The following is a 19,368-nucleotide window of genomic DNA, read 5'->3' on the forward strand; positions in this document are numbered from 1 at the left end:
CCCCTTAGCTCATAGAAAAGGATTCGAATTGTGGGCCGTTGTAGCTCAACAGGTAAAATGCGCGTTCGCGCCCTTCATGCTGATCGTGCAAAAAGTCGGTGACGACAAAGCCGCGCTCAAACAAGTATTGGAACTGGGCACGGATGTGCATGCGCCAGGTGTGATGCAGGTCAGGGTCGGCCGTTTCGATTGCGGGCGTATTGGTCGGAATTTCGAGCAGCGCCAGACTGCTGGACGGACGCAGCACCTCGGTCGGCGGCGCGACAAGACCGCTCGGCAGCACCACCGTCGGGTTGAGGATCGGCGTCTCCGCTTCGAAATAATGCGCGAGGCTCAAATCGGCGCGGCGACCATACAGGCGTTCCTCGACGCGGCGATTCGTCACCCACCATTCGACCAGCAGCCGATCTGAGGAGCCGAGTTTGGCCAAGCCGCCTTCGCTCTCCGTGCCGTAGTAGTCTTGCAGGTACTGGTGACTAATCGCACACAGCTTGCGGATATTCAGGTGCGCATTGGTCGAAAGCAGCGGATCAAACGTCCACACGACGAGACGTATGCCCTGCGTGATCGCCAGACTGCGCTGCGCCCGCTTGAGGCGATAGCCAATGCCACCGCTGCGATACTCCGGCAGCACGACCATCCGTTTCGACACAATCTGCAGGTTGGCCATCGCGGGACGGTCTTCCTCTTCCATGTTCGTCCCGAGAAAACCCACCAGCACACCGACCATCCGGTCACCATCAAAGGCGGCGAGCACATGACCGCCGTGATTCGCCAGCGAGAACAGCATATGCGCGGGGATCACCGACTCGATGTCCGCGCCCCAATAGATTTTTTGCAGATCAACGGCCGCCCGCATGTCGGCAAGCGCGCGCAGCGGTCGAATCTCGATTTCTCGGTTTGTCATGCAACCACCTTTCTCTAAAGGACGCGCGGACGCCGTCGGAAGGTATACCGCAGCAGTTCCAACGCGTTGCGGCGCTTGGGCAGGTACGTCATCAGCGTATCTTCGAGCCGCCGCGGGTGAATGCCAAAATACTGAAAAGCCGTCCCTAACCGCGCCGTACGATTCGTCGCCAGAATGTCCAGCCACTGCGAGGTCATCAGCGAACGTGGGAGCACACGTTCAAACACTGCGGTCAACCAGCGCAGCATATACGGCGGCACACTCACCACCATCCGCTGCCGACCGGAAACACGCATAATCGTCCGCAGTAGATCGGACAAAGTGATGTACTCCGCGCCGCCGATCTCAACAATCGTATCGACTGTATCGACTGTTTCGAGGCTCGCCACCAGCGCATTGACCAGATCGTCGATGTAGATCGGATGCAGCACAATTTCGCCGCGTCCCGGCATCAGGAAAAACAGCGGATTCGCTGTCATGCCCAGCGCGATGTGATTGATGAAGGCATCATCTTCACCGAACACCAGGCCCGAGCGCAGGATCGTGTAGGCGAGTCCGCTCGCCTTGATCGTGTCTTCCATCTGACCTTTGACGCGCAGCAGCGTGTAAGCCGTCGAAGGTGAAGCGCCCAACTGGCTCACCGTGATGATCCGCCCAACGCGCGCGGCCCGCGCCGCCGTGATGAGCTGGCGCGTGCCCGCCAGTTCGACGCGTTCGAGGTCGCGCCGCCGTCCCCACCAGAAGGCATTCTCGAGGTGAATGACGACATGGACGCCGGTCACCGCTTTGAAGAGCGCCTCTTCGTCGAGGATGCTGCCGGTCACAATTTCCGGTGGATCTGCCCACGGCAGTTTGTGCGTGCGCTGTTCGGGCAGCAGCAAACGCACGTGGTGGCCACGCTCCAATAAGCGCGTTACGACGTGCCGTCCAATGTATCCGGTTCCGCCTGTGACCAGTATCACCCGACCCTGCCTCCGTAAAGCGGCGATTATAACATAAGCTTCCCGCAGAGTAACGACTGACCTAGCGCGGGGTTTCATCTTGTGTAGGGATAGAAGTTTGCTACCCTTATACGCGAAATGATCATCAAAAAGCGGCCGGCTTTTTGTTAGGAGAGACGATGGTGCAACAACGACGAGTTGTCGTAACCGGGATGGGAATCCTCTGTCCTACCGGGAATACTGTAGAAGAAGCGTGGACCAACGCTGCGGCGGGCAAAACGGGCATTCGCACGATCCAACGGTTTGACACGTCGCAGTTGGAGAACCACTTTGGCGGTGAAGTCAAGAACTTTGACCCCGAAGAGTTTTTGGGCCGCCGCGAAGCTCGGCGGACTGACCGCGTGACGCAAATGGCGCTCTACGCGGCCAAGCAGGCGATTGAAGACTCGGGCATCGAAATCACCGACGACAACCGCTACCAGATCGCCGCGGTGATCGGTTCTGGCATCGGCGGCATTTCCTCGATCTTCGACAGCATCAAATCCTTCATCGAAAAAGGGCCTAAAGCGGTCAGCCCGCTGATGGTGCCGATGATGCTCCCCGATGCGCCGTCGAGCAAAATCTCGATGACGTACGGCATCCGTGGACCGAACTTTGCGATTTCCACCGCGTGTGCCACTGGCAACAACTGCATCGGCGAAGCGACTGAGATCATTCGTCGTGGGCAGGCGAAAATCGCCGTCGCGGGCAGTTCGGAAGCGGGTTTGGTCGAAGTCGCCATCGCGAGCTTCAACAACATGACCGCGATCTCGCGCCGCAACGACGATCCGGAACATGCGAGCCGACCCTTTGACAAGGATCGTGATGGCTTCGTGGTCGCGGAAGGCTCGGCGATCCTCATCCTCGAAGACCTCGAACATGCGGTAGCCCGCGGCGCGAAGATCTACGCCGAAATTCTCGGCTACGGGCACACTTCCGACGCGTACCACGTGACTGCCCCGCTCGAAACGGGCGAAGGCGCCGCCACCGCCATCCAGTTTGCGCTGGAAGATGCCGAACTGTCGCCCGCGGACATCGACTATATCAACGCGCACGGTACGAGCACGCCGCTCAACGACAAGAGTGAAACGCTGGCGCTCAAGCGCGCGCTTGGCGAAACCGCCTACTCGATCCCGATCAGCTCGACTAAGTCGGTAACCGGGCATCTCATGGGCGCGGCGGGGTCGGTCGAAGCCGTGTTCACCATCATGGCGATGCAGAACAACTTCGTGCCGCCCACCATCAACCTGGAAAATCAGGACCCGGAATGCGATCTGAACTACACGCCGAATGTCGGCGTGGCGCGACAGATCGACGTGGCGATGAGCAATTCTTTCGGTTTCGGTGGGCATAACGCGGTGTTGATCTTTGGCAAGTACCACACGAATGGCCATGCATAAACGCGGCTCTGCGCCGCCGCCTCAGGCTGCGTGCTACGCGCACATCGTCGGATGGGGTATGGCTGTCCCCGAGACGGTGATGACGAATGATGATCTGTCGGCTATCGTCGAAACGACCGACGACTGGATTCGTCAGCGCACGGGTATTCGCGAGCGGCGCATTGCCAGCGACAAAGAAACCACGGCGACTCTTGGCCTCAAGGCCGCGCAGCGCGCGCTGGAAGTCGCCGATATTCTGCCGCTTGAGCTCGACATGATCATCGTCGCCACGTCGACTCCGGAGAATGTCTTCCCGAGCACCGCCAGCCTGATCCAATCGTGGTTAGGCGCGAACAAGGCGGGAGCGTTCGATCTGAGCGCAGCCTGTTCCGGGTTCGTTTACGCGGTCGATATGGCCGCTCAGGCGATCCGCTCCGGTCGCTCACAAAAAGCGCTGATCATCGGCGCGGAAACCATGTCCCGCGTGCTTGATTGGTCCGACCGTGGGACGTGCATCCTCTTCGGCGATGGCGCGGGCGCGGTCGTGCTGGAAGCCAGCTCGGTCGAAGGCGGCGTGCTCTCCGCCGTGCTGCGCTCTGACGGCTCGGGCGGCGATTTGCTCGGCATTCCGACGTTCGGCAGCACTGACATGGCCGAGATTGAGACGCTGCCCAACGGGCACAAGCTCGGCAAAATGCACATGAACGGCGGCGAAGTCTTTAAGTTTGCCAGCCGCGTAATTGGTGAAAGCATCAATCAGGCGCTGGATATTGCCGGGTTGACCATCAAAGATCTCGCGCTGATCGTGCCGCATCAGGCCAACCTGCGCATCATCGCGGCAGCGGCGCGCAGCCTCAAGGTCGAAGAAAGCCTGTTCTATGTCAATCTGGATCGCTACGGCAACACCTCCGCTGCCTCGATTCCGATCGCGCTCGTGGAGGCCATTCAGGCGGGACGCGTTAAGGAAAACGACCACATCGCCTTTGTGGGCTTTGGCGGCGGGTTGACCTGGGCGTCGATGGTCGTCAAGTGGGGCGCGCCGAAGCCCGATGACCGTTCGAAGATGCTCAATCGGCAGCGGCGTGAGGCGATTTACGCGTTTGCCTTCTGGCGGCAGCGCCTCATCCGTCTGAGCCGTCAGCTCAATGATCTGGTGAACCGCATCCGTCCCAACCGCGGACGCTTACAGCGCCTGCGGCGGCGCATCGACAGCGAAACGCTCGAATAAACGAAAAACGCCCGACTCACAGTGAGTCGGGCGTTTGATTTTGGTCGAGCTTTCGCCTAGCGCCGTCGATTGGCGAGGCTCACGAAGTACAGTAATTGCAGCACTGACGTAATCGCCGCCGCCACATAGGTCAGCGCCGCCGCCGTCAGCACCTGGCGCGCACCACCAGCATCGCTCTCCGAGGTCATCAGACCGGACTGCTGCAAGAGCGCCATCCCGCGCCGGCTGGCGTCGATTTCCACAGGCAGTGTCAAAATCATGAACACGACCATCACGGCGAACAGCGCGATGCCCGCCCAGATCAACCCGGTCATGCGCAGGAACAAGCCCGCGAAGATCATCAGGTAGCCAATTTGCGGCGCAAAGGTGACTGCCGGGACGAGGAACTGCCGGGCGGCGATCAGGGGCGAACGCTGCTGATACTGCTGCACGTGGCCGAGCTCATGCGCGACCACCGCCATCGCGGCAACCGACGGCGTCGTCGCGATGCCTTGCGAGAGCCGCACAATGTTGCTGCCGGGATCAAAGTGGTCGGTCAGTTGGCCGGGCGTACCCTCCAACCGGATTTCCTGTACATTCGTGCGACTGAAAATCGCGCGGGCGACATCCACGCCCGTGGCGCCAGCGCTGTTGCGCACGTTGCCCCACTTGGAATATGCCGAGCGCACGAAAAACTGCGCGCCCAACGACAACAGTAGGGTCGGGATAAACACCAGCAGAAGATAGTTAGTGTCAAATATCATCGTCAATACCCTCTCCGGTCAATACACATCTTAATATACGCGAAGAACCGCAAGAAGTCTCTTAGAAACTTGTAAAACTCATGTAACCTTTAGGCGACGATAAGACGTGCAGGTCGTATCATACGCCGAGCGTGGCGGTGAGACCCTCACGATTATTGAGTGACCACGGAAGCAGGCAGTTATCGAGCAGACGCGGCCGCCCGATCTGCACGGCCATCGACAGCAGCAGCGGCTGCTCTGCCGGTTCATGCACACCGATGAGCGTGCTCGGGTCGTTGACCGCGACGTACTCAATCTCGGCTTGCGCTTCTGTTTTCAGCACGTTCCGCGCGACCGCCCGCAGATTGGCGGGGGTGCGTTCGCCCTCATCGTAAGCCTGCGCCGCCGCAACCAGCGCGCGGTAGATCACACCTGCCGCCGCCCGCTGTTCCGGCGTCAGGTAGACGTTGCGCGAACTCATGGCGAGACCGTCGGCCTCGCGCACCGTCGGGATTACGGCCACTTCGAGCGGGAAATTCAGGTCGGCGACCATGCGGCGGATCACGACGACCTGCTGCGCGTCCTTCTGCCCAAAGTAGGCGACATCGGGCTGCGTCAGGTTGAACAGCTTGCTGACGACGGTCGCCACCCCGCGGAAGTGATTCGGGCGCAGGTCGCCTTCCAACCCCTGCGTCACCTGATCGACCTTGACGAACGTTTGAAAGTTCGGTGGGTACATCAGCGCCGGAGTCGGCGTGAACACCACGTCGACTCCCAGTGTTTCCAGCATGGAGAGGTCATGTGCCAGATCGCGCGGATAAGCGTTGAAGTCTTCATTGGGTGCAAACTGCGTCGGGTTGACGAAAATCGTCGCGATGACGGTGTCGTTGTCGGCGCGCGCCTGCCGTGCCAAGGTCAAATGCCCTTCGTGCAGCGCGCCCATTGTCGGCACAACCCCAACGCGCCCGGTGATTGCCTTCCGCGCTTTGCGCAGCCCCTCAATGCTGTCAATGACCTGCATGCTCATCCGCCCCGTTGATTTGCAGCGCCGCCAATACGTCATCCTTCATGTTGAAGCTGTTTTCGGGCGCGGGGAACTTGCGTTCCCGCACATCCCGCGCGTAATTGCCAATCGCCTCACGGATCACCCCACCGAGTTCGGCGTAGTGTTTAGCATGGCGCGGCGTGAATTCCTCGAACAGGCCAAGAATATCGTGAAAGACCTGCACCTGCCAGTCGGTCGCCGCCCCGGCGCCAATCCCGATGGTCGGAATTTGCAGCTTGTGCGTGATCATCTCTGCGAGCGGCGCAGGCACGGATTCGAGCACAACCGCGAATGCGCCCGCCTCTTCAATCGCCTGTGCATCGCGCAGCAGTTGGCGCGCGCCATCCAGGTCACGCCCCTGCACCCGCATCCCGCCGACCTTGTACACGCTCTGCGGCTGTAAGCCGATGTGCGCCATCACGGGAATGCCGACTTGGGTCACGCGGTGAATCGTCTCGGCGAGATACTCGCCGCCTTCCATTTTGACCGCGCCCACACCGCTGGCCTGCATGAGCCGCGCTGAGTTGGTCAGCGCCTGCTCAACGCTCACGTTGTAGCTCATGAACGGCATATCACCGACGATCAGCGCCGTGGCTGTCACGCGGGTCACAATCTCCGCGTGATAAATAATATGCTCCAAGGTGACCGGAACGGGCACATCATGTCCCTGAATCACCATCCCCAATGAATCGCCGACCAGCAGCATGGGCACGCCCGCCGCTTCGCTCAAGCGCGCGCTCGTCGCGTCGTACGCCGTGATCATGACAATGGGTTCACGGTCGGCCTTCATCTTCTGAATATCACGGATGCTCACTCGCATGGTACCCTCGCAACAGCATCTCTATCCTGTCAGTAGATAAACCCCGCGCCTCAAGCAGAGGATACGTCTGTCGCGCCAGCGCCACATAGATTTCCGCCAGCGCCGGATCATCTGCCAGCGCCCGCAAGTGTGATCCGATCGTGGTGACGTCCGCCCGCGTGAGCGGCCCCGTTAGCGCATCCGGAATGCCTTTCGTCCGTAGGTTCTCGACGGTCCCGGCAACCAGCGCGTTGAGCGCGGTGTCGGCCTGTTCGCGTCCCGCCCCAAGGCGCAGCAGCAGCGCTTCCGCCGCCGCATATAGCGTCACCGCGTAGTTGCTGGCGATCACCAATGCCGCGTGATAGAGCGCCTTCTGGCCGGGCGGGATGCGGATCGGATGGCCATCCAGTGCCGCCACGAGGTCGGTCAACCAGCCATATAAGCGCGGGTCATCCGCTTCCAGCGCAAACGCCGCGCCGGGCAGTCTTTGCACCGCCGTCTCGACATCGGCGAACGGAAACGCCGGATGCAGCGTGCCGACCAGTCCGCCGCGACTCTGCAGAACTGCCAGCGCCGCGCTGTCCCGGGATCCAGCCGTGTGAACGGCCGCTTTCCCCGTCCAATCCGCGACTGCCAGCGCCGCCGCAACCGTCTCGATCACATCATCCGGCACCGCGATCACGGTCAGATCGGCGTAGTCGACGACGTCCGCCGCTGCCGGAACCACCTGTGCCTCGACTCGCTCCGCCAGTGCCGCCGCGCGTTCCGGGCTGCGGCTGTACACCGCACTGATGCGATATCCGCGTTCAAACCATAGACGAGCTAGCGTTCCCCCAACCTTACCCGCCCCGATAATGCCGACAGAAACCGTTATGATCCGGCCTCCGTTCCCAGCGGAGTGGGCGTTGGGATGGGGTCGCTGATGTAGATCGTGACGGTGCACGAAGCACGGACAGCGGTAGTGATGTCAAACACGGTCAGGCGGAACTCGTATTCTCCCGGTTGATAATAGGCGGGCACAAATTGCCCCAACGCCGCTTCGACCGGCACGGCTTGCGTCCCGTCGACACCGATGATCGCGAAATTGCCGGACGTTGATTCGCCTTTGAGCTCAAAACGATAGAACGAGAAGTTTTCGGTTGTCGCCACACCCACTACGGTGATCGGCTCGAAGACGACCATGCCATTCGCCGGAATCGCCAGCGTCGCCTCTGGTGAGGTACACGCCGCGGGCGGCGCATTCGGCACAATCGTGCCGACCGGGGTCGGCGTCAGCGTCGGCGTCGGCAAAATCTGCGACGCCGGGTCGACTTCACCGAGCTGCACGCCGCTGGGGTCAATCACCAGACCACCGGACGGCGGCGAAGGCACGGGCGTGCGGAAATCGCCATCTTCGGCAATACTGACCAGGCTGACTTCGAGATTCAGCGTGCCGCGCAGCGTCGGCGCGACGATCTGTTGTAAGCCGATGATGATCAGCAGCAACTCCAGCAGCAGGATCACGACCGTTCCGGCGTTCGAGCGGTTGTAGCGCGCGACCTCGCGTTCGAGCTCGAAGTGCGTCGCACGATACGCGCCATTCGCTCGCAGCCACCAGCGCAGGGCGAGAAACAACAGCACGCCGAGGACGATATATAGTCCCGTCGCGATTTGTTCGATGAAGAAGACCAGGCTGGCAATCATTGCAATGACCGCAGCACTCCACGCAGAATGGTTTCCAGCTTTGGCACAAGGATGCGGCTCGCATCGAGCACTTCCTCGTGATTCGTTTCCAGTTCCGTATCGATCTGGTCGATGCACTCGTTGGTGATGCCGGAGAACGCCAGCACGCGCATCCCCGCATGGCGACCGACCAGCACCTCATGCACTGTCGACATGCCAACCGCGTCACCGCCAATCGTCCGCAGCATGCGAATCTCGGCAGGCGATTCAAACTGCGGGCCGGAGAGGCACACGTACACGCCCTGCTGCAGGTTGATGTTGTTCTCCGCGGCGACATTCACCGCTTGCGCGCGTAAATGCCGATCATACGTCTGCGCCAGACCGACAAAGCGCACTCCAAGCGAGGGATCATTCGGCCCCATCAACGGGTTGTTGCCGCCCATGCCGACGAAATTGATGTGGTCCACGATCAGCATCACATCGCCCACGCGGAAGCTCGTGTTCAGGCCGCCCGCCGCATTCGTGAGGATCAGTGTGTTCACGCCGAGCATTTGCATCACGCGGATCGGGAACGTGATCTGCTGCGCGCTGTAGCCTTCGTAGAGGTGGGCGCGCCCTTTTTGCGTGATCGCCGGCACGCCTTCCAGCCGACCGAGCACCAGTTCACCCGCATGCCCTTCGACCGTCGACTGCGGGAAACCGGGAATATCTTTATAGGGAATTTCCACACGATCTTCCAGCACATCGGCGAGGACATTCAAGCCCGAGCCGAGAACCAAACCCACTTTCACCGGAAGATCGGTGCGATTGCGAATAACAGCCGCTGCTTTTTCGTAATCTGCTCGTGTAAATGCCATTGCTGCTATGACTCCTTTTTCTCATCCCATTATACCTAGGACGCGTTACCCTTACGATGTCCAAACCAACGTCAACTATGCAGGCGGATAAAATTGTTGCTAAAATACGGAGAGATCAAGGTGGGGTCTGGGGTTTTGGAGATGAGCGCAGAACGGGCAATGCTACATTACGCCGATGCGTACAAAAAACTCTATAAACGGATGCCAAAAGACTTGCGCGCGCTCGACAGCAACTGGGTGATCGTCAATGGCGCGCGCATACAGGTCAACGAGCTGGAGCATTTGACCAAGCGCCTGCAGCACGAATATGATCAGGCGAATATTCAAAAGAAGAATATGGTCTCGCGCTTGATCAACTGGTTCAAGCAGTAGTCAGCTCAACCCGGCACGCCCGCGCTCCTCGCGGTAGTCGTCCGGGGTATCCACGTCGCGGAGCACACTGTCCGTCTCGACCGTGATATGCGTCACCGGATGGCGGTTAATCACATCACGCGGCGCGCCAGATTTCGGAAGATCGTAAATTTCCTGCCAATACCGCCGATCAATCAGAATTGGATGTCCGCGCCGCATCTGATAGCTTGGCGCGACCAGGTCACCCTGCCCTTCGGCATAAGCCATCATGACCTGATCCACCACGCGCGGCTGAATGCGCGGTTGATCCCCAAGCACAATCAGCGCGGCGCTGACATGCGCCGGGAGCGCCCGCAAACCAACCTGCAGCGACGACAGCATCTCCGCAGTCTCATACTCGGAATTATGCACGGTCAACGCGCCCGACCGCTCCGCTGCCGCCCGCACCTCATCCGCGCGGTTGCCCGTCACGACGACCACGGGTTCGACACGCGCCAGCGCCAACTGGTGCAGGATATGCTCGAGAATCGTCCGGCCATCCGACCACGGCAGCAGCACTTTCATCTCGCCCATGCGGCGTGACATCCCCGCCGCCAATACGACCGCGCCCACCGTGCGCTGCACTTCGCTCACCGGATCACTGCTCCTTGTCGAACCTAGCGCCACCGCCGTCACCCGCGGTGACCTGAGGATAAGCCGGGCGATCAGGCGCGCCCGTGCCCGCTGATACCCGCTGGCTGGCGTTGCGTTGAGCCACGCCACCACCCGCGCGCGATCCGGCACGCCCTTCAGTCCGAAATCCTTATCGCGCAGCACCTGCGCCACCCACGGCGACTTGATCGGTGCGCCGGGGTAAAACCCGAACTTGTCGATTATGGCCTGTGCGTTGTAGACATGCTCCTCGTCCAGCGGTTGCCCAAGCGCCTTTAGGGAAGCGACGGGCACGACGAGGGACGTTTCCGGCGGAATGACTGGCTCGTGCGCGTACGGCGCTTTGAAGACCATGCGCCGTGCCCCGTCTGCTTCAATGATCAAAGCGTCAGCATCGACCGAGTCCAGCAGCCACGAGACGGAATCGAACCCGTAGGCCTTGCCGCCGCGAATCCCCGTGTAGATAAAGCTGAAGCGGTGCTGCTCGAGTGCCGCCGAGATCGCCGCCGCGCCTACTTCAGGTTTGAGCGCATGAGGCATAGCCGCCAGTTCATCCTCGGCGATGCGCGTGGTGGTCGTTGCCAGTACGCGCCAACCTTCATCGGCCAGCTCATGCGCCAACACGGTTAAAGTAGAAGTCTTTCCACCCGCCCCCGTCAACGCGACGACCTCGCCGCGCGTGATGCGGAAAGCGTCACGCAGTTTCATCGCAGCGCGGCGCGCACCGCTGACGACGCGAGCACCGCTTCGAGCGTGCCGCCGCCCACCGCCAGCGACTTATCGGACAGGGTGAAGCAGTGCTCGCGCTCAACACGCGGATCCAGATCGCCGACTTTCATACCCGCGCGCACCTGCACCCGCTCGTGCATGAGGCCGCGCAGCATCCCCGTGAATGCGGCTGTGATGGGCTGTCCATCCACCGTGGCAATGACCTGCCTTGCTTCGATCACGTCGCCGATGGCGAAGCGCGGCTCGACATGGCCGTCAACTGGCGCGCGCAGCACGCGCGAATGCGTCTTATTCAGCACGCTGCCCGGTTCGCCTGTGTCTGGTTCGGCTGAGCCAGAGTAGAGAGCGCGTCCGAGGTTGTGCCCGCGATTCGTCTCGATCACGGCGTGGCAATCTACACCCGCTGTGAAACCGGGACCGAAGGCGACCACCAGCGGTGCGTCGCTGATCGTCGTGCCGAGGTTGCGCTTTTCCATCCGTGCATCGATCACGACCATCGGTCGGAGCGCTACCAGCGCGAGTCCCTGCGGATCAATCAGCACGGGGATTTCGCCCCGCGCACTGAGCGCATATGCCACCTCGGGGTCGGACACCAGCCGACTCGTCACGCCTTCGACGGTACGCGTGCCGCTGTAAACCGCATCGCCAAAGCACACCGTCCGTCGGACGAGCAGCGGCGCATCCAGCTCAAGCACGATGACCGGAAACCCCGCCTTGATCAACCGGAAGATCGCGCCGCTGGCTAAATCGCCACCACCGCGCACGACGACGCGCGCCTGCTCAAAGAACGCCAACGCCCTGCTCCCGCAGCTTCTTGACTACGCGATCCGGGATCAGAGGTAGATCGTCAATCCAGACGCCCGTCGCATCTTTGACCGCCGCCGCAATCGCCGGAGCGAGCGGCACGAACGGCATTTCCGCCATCCCACGCGCCCCAAACGGGCCAATTGGATCGGCGTATTCGAGTACCACCGATTTGACTTCAATGGGGATGTCGAGCACAGTCGGGATCAAGTACGTCGAGAGATACGGGTTGCGGATGCGGCCATCGACCGAGATCAGATGCTCCATGACCGCATAGCCCAGTGCCTGAATGACTGCACCCTCAATCTGCCCTTGCACTTGCTGCGGGTTGACCGCCTTGCCCACGTCATTCGTACTGACTACGCGCAATACACGGACGAAACCCGTCTCAATATCGACTTCGACTTCCACCGCCTGCGCGACATACCCGTAGGCGAAGTTCGGTTCGGACTTGCCCGTCATAGGGTCATAGGGTGTGGTCTTCGGCGGACGATAGCGATAAGTCGCCTTGGCCGGGCGTTCTTCGCGCCGCCACGCTTCGAGCGCTTCTGCCGCCGCGCCGCAAATCGCGTTGCCGGACATGAACGTCAGCCGTGATGCGGACGCGCTGCCCGCCGTCATCGTCTCCGCCGTATCATGCCCAATAAACTTGACGCACTCAATCGGCACACCGACCGCATCCGCTGCCATCTGCACCATGACGGTGTGCGTCCCCTGCCCCACATCCGCGCCACCGTGCCGCACGACGACGTGCTCAATCTCGGTATTGCCGTACAGTTCGACCGTTGCCCAGCTTTGTTCGGGCGCGCCGAAACTATAGCCGACATTCTTGAAGCCACACGCGAAACCAATCCCGCGCCGCAGTGCCGGGTTCTCCGGCTGTTCGACCGCCTGCCGCTGCCAGCCGTTCGTCCGCGTCCAGTAGCTTTCCAGCGCGCCGCGTTCAATCACCTGCGGCATGCTCACACCGGGCGGCAGCGGTGTCCCCACCGAGAGGAAGCTGCCTTCCCGAATGGAATTACGCAGGCGCAGTTCCACCGGGTCCATGTTCAGCGCTTCGGCGAGGCGGTTCATCAGCCCTTCCGCGGCTAAACAGGCTTGCGGCGCACCAAACCCGCGGAAGGCCCCCGTCGGGATGTTGTTGGTCAGCACAGCATACGTGTCTGTATGGACGTTCTCGCACTCATACGGGCCGGTCGCCATCAGGTTGGCATTCGCCAGCACCTTACTCGACGTGTAGTTGTACGCCCCCGCATCGCCGACGATCCGCGCTTCCATCGCGACGAGCTTACCTTCGCGGGTCGCACCCCACTTCGCCTTCACGGTGACGGGATGGCGCTTGTGGTGGTACTTGATCGAGTCTTCACGGCTCCAGATCGTCTTGACCGGGCGGCGCACGTAATGTGTCGCGAGCGCGAGCACAATCTGCACGGACATATCTTCGCGCCCGCCAAAGGCCCCGCCAATCGCCGGGTAGATCACGCGCACTTGTTCTTCGGGGAGGTTCAGCGCGTGCGCGATCAGGTACTGATCCTCGTGCGTCCACTGCCCGGCGACGATGACCGTCACTCGCCCCTGCTCGTCGATGTAGCTCAGACCCGCTTCCGGCTGCAAGTAGGCGTGCTCCTGATACCCCGTGCTGTATTCGCCCTCGACCACCACAGCGGCTTGGGCCCACCCAGCGGCCATATCGCCTTTGCGGATGCGGTAGTGAATCTCGATGTTATTGGGCTTATCCTCGTGAAGCTGCGGCGCGCCTTCAAGCATGGCGGCTTCCATGTCAAAGACCGCGGGCAGATCCTCGTAATCGATCTGGATCAGCTTGGCCGCTTCCGCCGCAATCGCTTCCGTTTCGGCGACGACCAGCGCGACATTATCCATGTAGCAGCGCACCACGTCCGCACCGCTGATCGTACTGCCCGGTCCACAAAGGACCGGCTGATCCTTGGTCACCAAACCATACTCATTAACCGGGACATCTTTCGCCGTGATGACCCGCACCACGCCCGGCAGCGCTTCGGCAGCGCTCGTATCAATTGACCGGATGCGGGCATGTGCGCGGTCGCTGAAGCGAATCTTCAGCCACAACTGCCCGTCCATATTGAAATCACCGGGGTACAGTGCCTCCCCAGTGACCTTACTTGTCGCATCAAAACGGCGGATGCTCTGCCCGACCGCCTTCAGTGGTTCCACCATGAACTAACCTTCCTTTGGCTAGGTTGCCGCCACCAACGGCTTGACCGACCGCATCCGCTCCGCCTCTTTCGCCATAATGCGGTGCAGGATGGCGACCGACGTTGCATAGGTGGGGTCAACGCCCGCGTAACTGAGGTTCGTCCCCAGGTTCTTGCCTTTGGTGAACGGGGTATCGGACGCGTAATGCAGGATACCGACATCGAACGGCGCGCCGTAGAGTGTGACGATCTCATTCTGCGGATGACGCTTGGGGCGTACCACTTCATAGACGCTGGACATGTACGGCCCACCTTCCATCTCGATCACGGTGTAGCCTTCCTGATAGAACACGCTCATATAGCGTGAATTCTGCAGGAACGTCCCCAACGCACTGATGGCTTTCTGATTATCGAGCACCGTGCCGTAGGTCAAAAACGGCGCAATATCCTGTGCGGTGAAGCAGTTATTGAACAGGTAGGTATTCTGCGAATGCTCATCGTGCACGACGTTCGAGATCATCACATCACCGATGCGCCCGTTGAGCGTCGCCGCCTTGCCCATGATGTACACGCCAACCAGGTGCGAGACCTGTTCCGACAAGCGGGTCAGCAGTTCATACGCGCCCAAACCGAGCGGGTAGTCAATGTTGAGGATGAGCGCATCGCTGTAGGGCAGCCAGTCGGTCGGCAAATCCCCCTTCACGCGCGGGTCAAGCCAATCGGCATGCAGCTTGTTGAGCTCGATCACCTGCGTCTCGATGTCAAACCCATGCTGACTCGGCACACGGTAAATGCCGGACTCGCGCTCGTCCGCCGCCATCTGATTGCGCGGCTTCTCGCCGACATCGGTCAGGTATTTTTTGAGCACGTAGTACAGAAAATTGTGCTTGTGTGTCAGTCCGCGATCAGCCTGAATCGCCTGATACTCGCTGAGCAGGTTCTGGTGACCGCGCGACTGCATGTACCGCAGGATGTTCGCCTCTTCGCGAATCGCGAACCCGGTCAGCGGGTTGACGACCGAGTGCGCGTTGCTGGAAACAAAGTAGATCGGGCGCTCCTGTAGGTTGACCGCATTGCCGACCTGCGCAACCACTTCATCCCACCACTGCGCGGTCGCCCGACGATAAGCCGCCAGCGACCCGGCCAGCAAACGCACGCCGAACTGCTTACGCCCGTGCGCCATCCGGTCGAGGGTTTGCACAAAGCGCCCGCCCCAAGCGACTTCCAAGCGCCGCAAATCTGCTGACTCGACATGCAGCGCGGTGGAGAGCATCTCGATCTCAGCGTCCGTGAGCGGGTCCTGCCGGTTCTGATACTGCGCGAGGAACAACTTCGGAATCTCGCCTTGCAGCAGGTGATGCAGCTTATTCCATTCGATCTGGTAGGCGGTCAGCATGGGGATGAGGTCGTCAATGTCCGACCGACTGGCGACGAACACGGCCATCGTCCGCTGCGCCTCGTTGAAATGCGTGCGGCGGCGGCGCCCCGACGAGTACACCTTCTCCCACTCGTTGATCGGGTAGCCCGCCGCGCTGAACTGCCGGTCAAGCTGACCGAGCACCACCAAATCCACGTCGATGATGCACGGCGGCATGCGCATGCTGCTGTAGACCAGCGTTGACACATCTGGCTGCGGACTCCGCGCCAAAACATGCAGCGACGAATCCATCGTCAGATGGCTTTCCACGAGCGTTTCAATCTGAATCGTTTGACTCGACCTGAGCAGCGAATAGTACGTTCGCATGTACAGTTCGATCTCTTCACTGCCAGTCTTGGGAACAGTCCGATCCATAGGCTACTTATTCTTCCCTTCCACATGTTCGCGATACTCGCGGTTAATGCGGCGCTGCTGTTTCTTGCGCTTCGCCTTGGCATCCACCAGTTGATCGCGTTCTTTCGCCAGATCGCTCATTTTGACGTTGATCGGCTTCTTGGGCGCGGCCACGGCGATGATCATTCCGGCGAACAGCGAGAGAATCAGGAGCGATGATGGCCGTAAATACCCAGCGCAGCGTGGTCTGGTTCATACCCGTGGTTCGGAAGCCACGCAGATTGTCGCGCAGCCAATCGATGACGCCCGGGGCGATCAGATAAGCGATCACTGTGAAGGCGACGATCAGCAAAAAGCCCATGACGGGCCATGACCGCCGACCGCGTTTTTTATCTTGAATCTTAACTTGACTGCTCATGCATCACCTCTTGTCTCTTCAACTTCGCGGCCGCGTCAAATGCTTCCAGAATCTTATAGTAACCCGTGCAGCGACACAGGTTGCCCGTGATACTCGTTTCGATCTGGGCGCGTGTCGGGTCGGGGTGCTCTTCCAACAGCTTCGCGCCCGCCATCAGGAACCCCGGTGTGCAGTACCCACACTGTACGGCGCCAGCCTCCACAAACGCTTCTTGTATGGGATGGAGCTCGTCGTCCGCCTGCAGCCCTTCCACGGTGACCACCGCCGCGCCGTGGGCGCGCGGAGCCGGAACCATGCACGCCATGACCGCCGCGCCATCGAGGAACACGGTGCACGCGCCGCATTCCCCTTCCGCGCAGCCCTCCTTCGTCCCGGTCAGGCCGACGTCTTCGCGCAGAAAGCGGAGCAGCGTCTTGCCCTGCCCCGTCGGCACAGTGATCGGCTGCCCATTGATGACCGTGACAATCGGTTCCGCTTCAGTGTGATCGATCTGCTGCTCGGGTGCTGAAGCCGATGCCCCCTGATGATCCCCCCACAGCATCGCGGGTTCGGTCGGGAAAGCCGCGGCTTGTGACTTGGCCAACAGCGCTTTGAGCACCCGCGTCACCAATACACGGATCATTTCTACGCGGTATTCCGCCGTGCCGCGCACATCGTCAATCGGGCTCGTCGCGGCGGCAGCCAGCCGCGCCGCCTCGCGGATGCCCTCGATGGTCAGTGGTTTGCCGATCAGCGCCTGTTCGGCGACACCCGCCCGAAAGATCGTGGGCGCGACGCTGCCGAGTGTGATCGCCGCCTTCGCGACGGTGTCTCCAGCGAACGACAGTACGACCGCAGCGTTGACCACGGAGATCGCCTGCGCGCGCCGCAGCCCGAGCTTGAGGAACGTCCCGCGTTCGTTTTCTGAGAGCGCCGGGAAGGTGATGCCCGTGAGGAGTTCGTCTGGGCGCATCACCGAACGGCGCACCCCAGTGTAAAACTGCGCCAGCGGTATCGTGCGTTCGCCTTCCAGCGAGCTGAGGATGACCGACGCGCCGAGCGCCATCAGCGGCGCGATGGTGTCGTTCGCGGGCGAGGCGGTGATCAGGTTGCCTGCGACGGTGCCGCGATTGCGAATCTGCGGCGCGCCGACTTCCCAACATGCCTGCGCCAGCGGCAGCGCGCGCTGCACCAGTAGGTCGCTGCCCACGACGTGATTATGCGTCACCAGCGGGCCAAGGCGAATCTCGTCACCGCGCAGTTGAATCTCGTCCAGACCGGATACGCGCGTGATATCGATGAGCACGTCGAGATTCGGGCGCTGGCCGCGCTCCAGTTCAATGATAATATCCGTTCCCCCAGCAATCACGCGGGCGCGGTCTCGATACTGCGCGAGCAGTTCGAGCGCCTCAGCGGTTGTGGTGACGGTGTAGTAGTGCTTCCACATGTTGGTCGACCTCTTGGACTAGGGCTCCGGCTCAATTTCGAGTAACGTCACAGGGTTGATATTCATGATGCACGTCTCGCCATACTGCGTGACCACCGTCGTTCGTCGATCCCATGTATGCACGTGTCCATGCACCATGTAGCGCGGCTTGAACCAATCCATGAAGCGCAGGAAGGCTTTGATCCCGTGGTGCGGTAGATCGTCGAGATCGTGGATGCCCTTGGCGGGCGAGTGCGTGACGAAAATATCAATTCCGCGTCCTTTCCGCATCTTGCGGGCGAGCAGCGGCATGGCGCTGTTGAGCACCATCCCCCCCATTTCGCCTTCAGAATATTGAATCGGACTGTTGTTATATTTGATAGAGCCTTCAATACCAAAAAAACTAATGCCGTTATAGTTCACAATGCGCCGGTGTAAGTTTTCACCGCCGGGTGGCCGCTCATCGTAGCCCGTATCGTGGTTACCGCGCACATAGAACAGCGGCACATTCAGCACCGATGTGATGAATTCGAGGTAGGCGGCGGGCATATCGCCGCAGCTCACCACCAGCGAAACATCGTTATAGCGTCGGCGCAGATGCGCCGCATTTTCCATCTGCTGAACGACGGTATCGCTCACACACAGAATCTTCACATCGAACTCGTTTTCACTCTGTCTCGTCGCCCAACCACTGCATCGGTTTGCCTGTGCCCCCGCGCCGGATCATGATGATTTCGGCGAGGATGCTCAACGCAATCTCTTTGGGCGTTTCTGCTTCCAATTCTAACCCGATTGGCGCGCGAATCCGCTTGAGCACGTCATCGCTGATTCCCTGTTCGCGCAGCGCCTTGACCGTGAGCGCCCAGCGGCGGCGGCTGCCAATCACGCCGATATAGGGTGCACTCGTCGCCAGCAGCGCCGGGATCAGGTGGATGTCAATGGGCAAGCCCCGCGTGACCGCGGCAATATAGGTTTGCCCGTGAATGCTCACCTGCTGCGGAATCTCGCCGGGTTTGCACACGACATAGCCATCCATTCCCGGCAAGAAGTCGGGGTTGCAGAATTCGGCGCGATCATCCGAGAGGACGACGCGCAGCCCCATCCACTTACCCAGTTCGGCCAGCGCCTTGCCGACGTGCCCCGCGCCGATGACCAGGAGCGTCGGCGGCACGGCAATCGGCTCGACGAAGATTTCGAGCGTTCCACCGCAAATGCCCGGGTCACCCGCGCCAATGTCGTTGAGCGTATAGCTCAGGCGGCGAGCCTGTCCGTCCGCGATCACCGCTTGCCCCTCGGCAAGCACGCGGCTTTCCATGGCACCGCCGCCAACCGTGCCGACGAACGAGCCATCGGCGCGGACGAGCAGCTTGCTCCCCACATGGCGCGGCACCGACCCGGAAACGGCGATCACCGTGGCTAAAGCCGCGGGTTCGCCCGTCGTCTGCGCCTGGAGAACTGCCTCATACACTTCGCGTGTATCGTCCAT

Annotated in this window: 19 protein-coding genes; 3 read left to right on the forward strand and 16 right to left on the reverse strand. The window is 61.0% G+C overall.

Annotation, left to right across the window (positions count from 1 at the left end; all coding sequences use genetic code 11):
- Positions 1-4 precede the first annotated feature (4 nt).
- Positions 5-907 (reverse strand): GNAT family N-acetyltransferase, encoded by a 903-nt coding sequence (locus tag IPK17_RS24860; RefSeq protein WP_343420390.1) that lies wholly within the window; start codon positions 905-907, stop codon positions 5-7.
- 14 nt (positions 908-921) lie between these two features.
- On the reverse strand, positions 922-1,869 hold the full coding sequence (locus IPK17_RS24865) for an NAD(P)H-binding protein (RefSeq protein WP_343420391.1): 948 nt from the start codon (positions 1,867-1,869) through the stop codon (positions 922-924).
- Positions 1,870-2,027: 158 nt separating this feature from the next.
- On the opposite strand from IPK17_RS24865, the gene fabF reads away from it, so the two are divergent.
- Positions 2,028-3,287 (forward strand): beta-ketoacyl-ACP synthase II, encoded by a 1,260-nt coding sequence (gene fabF, locus IPK17_RS24870; protein ID WP_343420392.1) that lies wholly within the window; start codon positions 2,028-2,030, stop codon positions 3,285-3,287.
- Positions 3,280-4,494 (forward strand): beta-ketoacyl-ACP synthase III, encoded by a 1,215-nt coding sequence (locus IPK17_RS24875; RefSeq protein WP_343420393.1) that lies wholly within the window; start codon positions 3,280-3,282, stop codon positions 4,492-4,494. Before fabF ends, IPK17_RS24875 begins: the two co-directional genes overlap by 8 nt.
- A 56-nt stretch (positions 4,495-4,550) precedes the next feature.
- Here IPK17_RS24875 and IPK17_RS24880 read toward each other — a convergent pair whose 3' ends face one another.
- From IPK17_RS24880 to IPK17_RS24905, 6 genes are all read right to left on the reverse strand, one after another.
- Positions 4,551-5,237, reverse strand: coding sequence for a zinc metallopeptidase (locus IPK17_RS24880; RefSeq protein ID WP_343420394.1), 687 nt, complete (start codon positions 5,235-5,237; stop codon positions 4,551-4,553).
- A 118-nt stretch (positions 5,238-5,355) separates the two neighbouring features.
- Positions 5,356-6,237: a pantoate--beta-alanine ligase gene (gene panC / locus IPK17_RS24885; protein ID WP_343420395.1), complete on the reverse strand. Its 882-nt coding sequence runs from the start codon at positions 6,235-6,237 to the stop codon at positions 5,356-5,358.
- Positions 6,224-7,081: a 3-methyl-2-oxobutanoate hydroxymethyltransferase gene (gene panB / locus IPK17_RS24890; protein WP_343420396.1), complete on the reverse strand. Its 858-nt coding sequence runs from the start codon at positions 7,079-7,081 to the stop codon at positions 6,224-6,226. Before panB ends, panC begins: the two co-directional genes overlap by 14 nt.
- Positions 7,062-8,003, reverse strand: a complete 942-nt coding sequence (locus tag IPK17_RS24895) for a Rossmann-like and DUF2520 domain-containing protein (RefSeq protein WP_343420397.1) — start codon at positions 8,001-8,003, stop codon at positions 7,062-7,064. The genes panB and IPK17_RS24895 overlap by 20 nt, the downstream gene beginning before the upstream one ends.
- Positions 7,931-8,743 (reverse strand): hypothetical protein, encoded by an 813-nt coding sequence (locus IPK17_RS24900; RefSeq protein ID WP_343420398.1) that lies wholly within the window; start codon positions 8,741-8,743, stop codon positions 7,931-7,933. Before IPK17_RS24900 ends, IPK17_RS24895 begins: the two co-directional genes overlap by 73 nt.
- A complete protein-coding gene (locus IPK17_RS24905; protein ID WP_343420399.1) occupies positions 8,740-9,579 on the reverse strand; it encodes a purine-nucleoside phosphorylase in 840 nt (279 codons plus the stop codon). The genes IPK17_RS24900 and IPK17_RS24905 overlap by 4 nt, the downstream gene beginning before the upstream one ends.
- A gap of 201 nt (positions 9,580-9,780) precedes the next feature.
- On the opposite strand from IPK17_RS24905, the gene IPK17_RS24910 reads away from it, so the two are divergent.
- A complete protein-coding gene (locus tag IPK17_RS24910; protein ID WP_343420400.1) occupies positions 9,781-9,951 on the forward strand; it encodes a hypothetical protein in 171 nt (56 codons plus the stop codon).
- Here IPK17_RS24910 and yqeC read toward each other — a convergent pair whose 3' ends face one another.
- From yqeC to IPK17_RS24950, 8 genes are read right to left on the reverse strand one after another with little or no spacing between them, the layout of a single operon-like run.
- On the reverse strand, positions 9,952-11,289 hold the full coding sequence (gene yqeC / locus IPK17_RS24915) for a selenium cofactor biosynthesis protein YqeC (RefSeq protein ID WP_343420401.1): 1,338 nt from the start codon (positions 11,287-11,289) through the stop codon (positions 9,952-9,954).
- Positions 11,286-12,104: a selenium-dependent molybdenum cofactor biosynthesis protein YqeB gene (gene yqeB, locus IPK17_RS24920; RefSeq protein ID WP_343420402.1), complete on the reverse strand. Its 819-nt coding sequence runs from the start codon at positions 12,102-12,104 to the stop codon at positions 11,286-11,288. The genes yqeC and yqeB overlap by 4 nt, the downstream gene beginning before the upstream one ends.
- Positions 12,091-14,310, reverse strand: coding sequence for a xanthine dehydrogenase family protein molybdopterin-binding subunit (locus IPK17_RS24925; RefSeq protein WP_343420403.1), 2,220 nt, complete (start codon positions 14,308-14,310; stop codon positions 12,091-12,093). The genes yqeB and IPK17_RS24925 overlap by 14 nt, the downstream gene beginning before the upstream one ends.
- An 18-nt stretch (positions 14,311-14,328) precedes the next feature.
- Positions 14,329-16,080, reverse strand: a complete 1,752-nt coding sequence (locus IPK17_RS24930) for a DUF6909 family protein (protein WP_343420404.1) — start codon at positions 16,078-16,080, stop codon at positions 14,329-14,331.
- Between the two features lie 43 nt (positions 16,081-16,123).
- Positions 16,124-16,477 carry a hypothetical protein gene (locus tag IPK17_RS24935; RefSeq protein WP_343420405.1) on the reverse strand — a complete coding sequence of 118 codons (354 nt, stop codon included), beginning with the start codon at positions 16,475-16,477 and terminating at the stop codon, positions 16,124-16,126.
- A complete protein-coding gene (locus tag IPK17_RS24940; protein WP_343420406.1) occupies positions 16,461-17,903 on the reverse strand; it encodes an FAD binding domain-containing protein in 1,443 nt (480 codons plus the stop codon). The genes IPK17_RS24935 and IPK17_RS24940 overlap by 17 nt, the downstream gene beginning before the upstream one ends.
- An 18-nt stretch (positions 17,904-17,921) precedes the next feature.
- The gene (locus tag IPK17_RS24945) at positions 17,922-18,536 is read right to left on the reverse strand and encodes a metallophosphoesterase family protein (RefSeq protein ID WP_343420407.1); all 615 of its coding nucleotides are present in this window, start codon (positions 18,534-18,536) and stop codon (positions 17,922-17,924) included.
- Positions 18,537-18,549: 13 nt separating this feature from the next.
- Complete coding sequence (locus IPK17_RS24950) at positions 18,550-19,368, reverse strand: XdhC family protein (protein WP_343420408.1); 819 nt, start codon at positions 19,366-19,368, stop codon at positions 18,550-18,552.

This window comes from Candidatus Flexifilum breve (assembly GCF_016713355.1).